Raw genomic sequence first — 5,703 nt, forward strand, 5'->3', positions numbered from 1 at the left:
TGGATCTGCCGTCCCGCAGCAAGTGGTTCGAGTACTCCCGCGCCCGCGACAAGATGCTCGAAGCCACCGACACTGAATGGGCGCCCTGGTATATCTTGCGTTCGGACGACAAGAAGCGCGCCCGGCTCAACGCCATCAGCCATATCTTGAGCCTGATTCCGTACAAGAAAGTCCCGCGCGAAAAAATCAAGCTGCCGAAGCGCTCGATGAAAGGCGCGTACGACGACCAGGCCACGCTCAAGGGCAGAAGGTTCGTGGCGGAGAAGTATTGAGCGATCAATCTCGCGCAAAAGGCGCAAAGACGCCAAGTGGGACAATAAGAGCAGGAGTCAGAAGGACCCATCACAAAGTCCATTCCGATGCGGTTACGAGATCACAGATCGAGCAACAGGATTCCTGTTTCTCTTTGCGCCTTCGCGCCTTTGCGCGAGATGTTGTTGTCACATCAGGGCTAACTCACGACGCCCATGTCTGACGACCCTGTCAAATTTACCAGGCCCGTACTCGAACCGAGCGAGCGCATCGCCGAAGTGCTCTTTGGGCTGATCATGTTCCTCACCATCACCGGTTCGCTCAGGGTGGCCGCGGCGAGCCCAGAGGATGTACACACGATGCTCGCGAGCGCCCTCGGCTGCAATCTGGCCTGGGGAATCATTGATGCGATGCTGTATTGCATGGGCCGCGGGGCCGAGAAGGGCCGCGGTCTCATAGTTTATCGCGCCGTGCTCAAAGCCACGGACCCAGAGCGGGCACACCGCCTCATCGCCGACGCGTTGCCGTCGGTGGTCGCATCCGTCCTCCAGCCGGCGGAGCTGGAATCCATCCACCAGCGTTTGAAGCAACTCCCCGAGCCGCCCGAGCATGTGCGCCTCCGGAAGGAAGATTGGCTGGCGGGGCTCTGGGTGTTCCTGTGGGTGGTCCTCAGCATGTTTCCCCTGGCGATACCGTTTATTTTCATGCACGACGCCGCGGCGGCCCTGCACGTCTCCAACGCCATCGCCATCGTGATGCTGTTCGGGATGGGCTATGCCTACGGGCGCCTCACCCTGCGCAACCCGTGGTCCAGGGGGATTGCCATGGTCATCGTCGGGCTCGCGCTCGTGGCTCTCACCAAGGCGCTCGGAGGATGAAATCGATACGCACAGAAGACTACATCGCCGTCGCGCTCCTCCCTGCGGCTGCGTTCAGCACCACTAGGCAGGTGCTGCCAGGGAAGGAGTAACATCATGTCGACCCCCACACCTAGCTCTCTGCCGAGGCCAGCCTGGATCGTTCGCTGGATTCCAGCGGTTTCATGGCTGAGCTCCTATCAAAGGGAATGGCTGCGCTTCGATCTGGTCGCCGGTCTCACCACGGCGGCCGTGGTCATCCCCAAGGCAATGGCCTACGCCGCCATTGCCGGCCTCCCGCTGGAGGTGGGTCTCTACACCTCACTCATCCCGCTGGTGGTGTACGCCGTGATGGGCACGTCTCGCCCCCTGAGCGTCACGACCTCCTCGACCATAGCGATCATGGCAGTCAGCATCCTCGGCCAGGTGACCTCCGGCGCAGGGCCTGCAGCGCTGCTCTCGGCATCGGCCACATTGTCGCTTCTGGTGGGAGCATTCCTGCTGTTGGCGGGTCTGTTTCGCCTCGGTGCAGTCGCCAACCTCATCTCGGAGCCGGTGCTGACGGGTTTCAAAGCCGGAGTTGGTCTGGTGATCATATTGGATCAGCTTCCCAAGCTCCTCGGGATACACATCACCAAGGCCGGATTCTTCCAGGACATCTGGTCCATCGTCATGCACCTCCCGCACACATCAATCCCGACTCTGATTCTCGGCGTCGTGATGCTGGCCCTCATGCTGGGGCTGGAGCATTTCACGCCCAAGGTGCCGGCGGCACTGGTCACCGTGGCCGTCGGTATCGCCGCCTCGGCATTCTTCGGGCTCGACAAGGCGGGCGTGTCGGTGGTGGGAACGCTGCAGGGGGGATTGCCGTCCTTTGCGCTCCCCGACTTTTCTCTGCTGCAACAGCTCTGGCCGGCAGCGCTCGGTATCGCTCTGATGAGTTTCGTCGAATCGGCTGCGGCGGGTCGCGCCTTCCTGCATAAGGGAGAGTCGGCCCCCAATGCCGACGGTGAACTGGTGGCGACCGGCATGGCAAACCTTGCCGGCAGCTTCTTTCATATCATGCCGGCCGGTGGCGGAACGACGCAGACGGCCGTGAACGATGGCGCGGGAGCTCGCAGCCAGTTGGCAGGGGTTGTGACCGCCGCGGTGGTCATGGCCACGCTGCTCTTCCTCGCCCCGCTCTTTGCCAAGATGCCCCATGCAACGCTGGCCGCCGTCGTCATCGTCGCCAGTATCGGCCTGTGCAGCCCGGCACAGTTCCTCGCCATCCGGCGAATCCGCTACATGGAATATCGGTGGGCGCTCGTCGCCGTGATTGGAGTGGTGCTGCTCGGCACCCTGCAAGGCGTTCTGGTGGCGGTGCTGGTCTCGATGGTATCCCTCATCCACCACGCCAATCTTTATCCTCTCCACGTCCTCGCACGTAAGCCCGGCACCAATGTGTTCCGCCCCCGCACACCGGAGCATCCTGAGGACGAAACCTTCCCCGGGCTGCTGCTGCTGCGGCCTGAAGGTCTGATCTACTTTGGCAATGTCGCCCGCCTTGCTCAGCAGATGATCGAACTGCGCGTCGCGGCTGCCCCGAAGGTGGTGGTCCTGGACCTGGGCGCGGTGGCCAATCTGGAGTTCACGGCGCTCAAGATGCTGATCGACGCCGAGGAGAAACTGCGCAACGAAGGCATCATGCTCTGGCTGGTGGCACTGAATCCCGAGGTGCTCAAGGTTGTCCAGCATTCCGGCCTGGGGGAACGGCTGGGCCGGGAACGAATGTTTTTCACCCTGGAGCAGGCTGTCGAGAACTACCAGAAGGGATCCGCTGCAAGGCCTCACGGTGCCCAGTGAGCGAATGCGCGCTTCTCGGCCCCAAGATGAGCAAAGATCGGTAAGGACACCGCCGGGTGCATGCAGAGCAAGAGCTACTCGATAGGAGTGGCGAATGGGGGAGCGCCCATGGAGGATGACGTGAAGCCCAGCTCGTATTGGTTAAGAGCGGCCTGCTGCATCCTGCTCGCCTACTGTGTGGCTGCCTGCCAGAAGGAGCGCTGGGAGGTGGGGAAGAATTTGCGCGCACGCGACGTCGCCGTAGCCGCCGCCCTCGGTGACACGGGTCAGGCGAGCAGCGCGGACCTCGCGGCTACGGATATTCCGGCAATTCCCTATCCGCAGGCCCTGCGCCCCTGCTGCGCGTTCGGTGCGGATCTGAAAGTGGCGGTCGGCCGGGTGCCAGTGCCCGGCGTCGAGATCGGCAACCTGGTGGGTCCGCAGGACGTCGGCCCGCACCGCTACGACAACGGCTATATCTCCCTCCACGGGACGGATCCGCGGGGCATCATCGACAACGAGAACAACGGCCTCATCTACACGTGCCGCGGCGGCTTCATCGATTTGGCGCACGTGCGCGACAATGCCGACAACACGCTGTCGCTCACAGCGTCCATCGCCCGCTCGCTGGAGACGGGCGGTACCGTCGACGTGCCGCCGCAAGGCGCGGCCATGCGGGTGCGCCTGCGTGCGGTGTCGACCGCGGGGGTTGCGAAGTACGGCCGTATTCCGCTCGCGACAGCCCTGGCCCAGTGGGTGGCGTACCAGTTCTCGATCTGGCACGAGATCGCGACCTTCTACGGCTACGCGTCGTTGGCGGAGTGGCCCGAGAAGATCTCGGCCTTCTCCCCGGAAGATCTGTACTCCAACCAGATCGGGGAACGACTGGCAGGCGGCATCATCCTGTCAAAGGAGGTGCACAACGACGTCGACTACGGATTGAGCATGGACGCCTGGATCACGCGCATGCTGGAGCGGCTCGGGGCGGTGTCGCTGGCCGACTCGCGGGCAGCCATGCGGGCGGTCGACGGCGCCTGGTGGGACTCCGAGAAGCGGATCCCGGACTGGACCCTGGTGACACGGCGCCAGTTCGAGACCGACCCCTTCCTGCGGCCGTGGCGGCTCGAGGATGCGCACCCCGGCACGAAGGGAGCTGTGATGCCGCTCGGGCGGTGCCGCGACGCTGAGCCCGCCCTCGTACTGCATGTCGTCGACGGCTTCGCCGGGGCCCTGTTTCGCGACTATGCCACGGTGGAGTTCGACGTGGACGATTCACTGGTCGCGGCCGGCTTTCCGTTGCCGCGCCCCGGCAGCCGTCGCGTCAATCAGGAGGACTTTCCGTTCATCATCCAGAAGATCCGCGATGCGAATGCGGAGACATTTGGACCGGGCGCCGACGCGCCCTGAGAGAGGGAGGTGCCTATGAGACGATTCGTACCGTGCGCGGTGACGGTCGTGGCGATGCTGGTCCTGGCGGCCGGTGCGCGGGCCATCGACACGAAGACGGCGCTGGACAAGCTCGGGTTTCCGGCCGACACCCAGTCGCAGGTGCTCGCCGGGGAGTTCGTCGAGACCGCGCTCCCGACGGCGACCGAGCGTGACCTCAATGTCGGGATCGCGTTCCTGGTCAAGCAGCCGCCCGACACGCTTGCCCGCACGGTGCAGGAAGAGATGCTGATGCAACGCGTCGATCCGGCGACCATCGCCTACGGGAAGTTCGACGGCGACGGGACGGTGGCGCAGCTCGCCGGTCTCAAGCTGACGCCGGGGCAGCAGAAGGCTTACGCCGACGCGAAGCCCGGGGAAGCGCTCAACCTGTCGAGCGAGGAGGTGGCCGCGCTGAAGGCCGCGGGCAAGGATGCGGCGGCCATCCAGGACACCGTGCACGAGCTGCTGTTGGCGCGCTACCGGGCCTACCGCACGAGAGGCCTGGCGGGCATTGCCGCTTACGCGCGACAGGGGGCAAGGACCGATCCCGCCGCCGATCTCGCCGCGGTCAACGCCACCATGCGCAAGGGCGCGCTCCTGCCGCTCGCGTTCTACGAGCTGTTGGACAACTATCCCAAGGGAGCCCCGGCCGATGCCACCGAAATTCTGTACTGGTCACAGTTCACCGCACACGGGGAGGACACGATCGCGCTCGTTCACACCCTGCAGGCGACCTTCGGTGGGACCCTGATCGGCGTGCAGCGCCATTACTACGTGAGCACCGGCTACAACATCGAGCAGGCGATCACGGGGTTTCTGCCGGCGGAGGGGGACACGCTGGTGATCTACACCAATCACACGTCGACGGATCAGGTGGCCGGCTTCGGCAGCAGCGTCAAGCGCGGCATCGGGCGCAAGTTCATGGCCGGCGAGCTCAAGAAGCTGTTCGAGAAGGCACGCGCCACCGCGGCGCGGTAGGTCGGTGAGCAGCCGCCGTCGGTGGAGGAAAAGGAAAATGAGACTCAAGCCGCGAAGGAGCTGCCGAGTAGCCTTACTCGCTCTCGGTTGAACTCTGCGATGGTGCCGCCACCTCCCGAATCTACGCTACCGTCGGACGACATGCTGTCCTTCGCTCGCAGCGGAGACGGCGGACTGCTCGTACGCCTGGCGGGACCGTGGCGGTTGTCGCAGCCGCTGCCGTCCTTCAGCGCGGCGGAGCGTCAGATCTCCGAGGCGAAGCCGCGCCGGCTCGCCTTCGACGCGACGCAGCTCGGCGACTGGGACAGCGGCCTGCTGACCTTCCTGATCGATCTGGTGGACTTCTGTAGCGCACAAGGGATCG

At 64.5% G+C, this 5,703-nt stretch carries 6 protein-coding genes; all 6 read left to right on the forward strand.

Annotated features, from left to right (window positions below; all coding sequences use genetic code 11):
* Nucleotides 1-272 (forward strand): hypothetical protein (locus VMS96_07245; GenBank protein ID HVP43211.1); only part of this gene is annotated, 272 nt, incomplete at its 5' end.
* A gap of 195 nt (nucleotides 273-467) precedes the next feature.
* Nucleotides 468-1,130, forward strand: a complete 663-nt coding sequence (locus VMS96_07250) for a VIT1/CCC1 transporter family protein (GenBank protein HVP43212.1) — start codon at nucleotides 468-470, stop codon at nucleotides 1,128-1,130.
* A gap of 96 nt (nucleotides 1,131-1,226) precedes the next feature.
* A complete protein-coding gene (locus tag VMS96_07255) occupies nucleotides 1,227-2,954 on the forward strand; it encodes a SulP family inorganic anion transporter (protein HVP43213.1) in 1,728 nt (575 codons plus the stop codon).
* Between the two features lie 108 nt (nucleotides 2,955-3,062).
* A complete protein-coding gene (locus tag VMS96_07260) occupies nucleotides 3,063-4,340 on the forward strand; it encodes a DUF4056 domain-containing protein (GenBank protein HVP43214.1) in 1,278 nt (425 codons plus the stop codon).
* Nucleotides 4,341-4,355: 15 nt separating this feature from the next.
* Nucleotides 4,356-5,339 (forward strand): hypothetical protein, encoded by a 984-nt coding sequence (locus VMS96_07265; protein ID HVP43215.1) that lies wholly within the window; start codon nucleotides 4,356-4,358, stop codon nucleotides 5,337-5,339.
* A 141-nt stretch (nucleotides 5,340-5,480) separates the two neighbouring features.
* On the forward strand, nucleotides 5,481-5,703 hold a 223-nt coding region (locus VMS96_07270), incomplete at its 3' end, for a hypothetical protein (GenBank protein HVP43216.1).

The sequence above is a fragment of the Terriglobales bacterium genome (assembly GCA_035543055.1).
Taxonomy (GTDB): domain Bacteria; phylum Acidobacteriota; class Terriglobia; order Terriglobales; family Acidobacteriaceae; genus JAIQFD01.

What these genes read in the sequence shown, in the direction of transcription:
- VMS96_07250 (HVP43212.1), top strand. Translation starts at nt 468, where the DNA reads ATGTCTGACGACCCTGTCAAATTTACCAGGCCCGTACTCGAACCGAGC.
- VMS96_07255 (HVP43213.1), top strand. Translation starts at nt 1,227, where the DNA reads ATGTCGACCCCCACACCTAGCTCTCTGCCGAGGCCAGCCTGGATCGTT.
- VMS96_07260 (HVP43214.1), top strand. Translation starts at nt 3,063, where the DNA reads ATGGAGGATGACGTGAAGCCCAGCTCGTATTGGTTAAGAGCGGCCTGC.
- VMS96_07265 (HVP43215.1), top strand. Translation starts at nt 4,356, where the DNA reads ATGAGACGATTCGTACCGTGCGCGGTGACGGTCGTGGCGATGCTGGTC.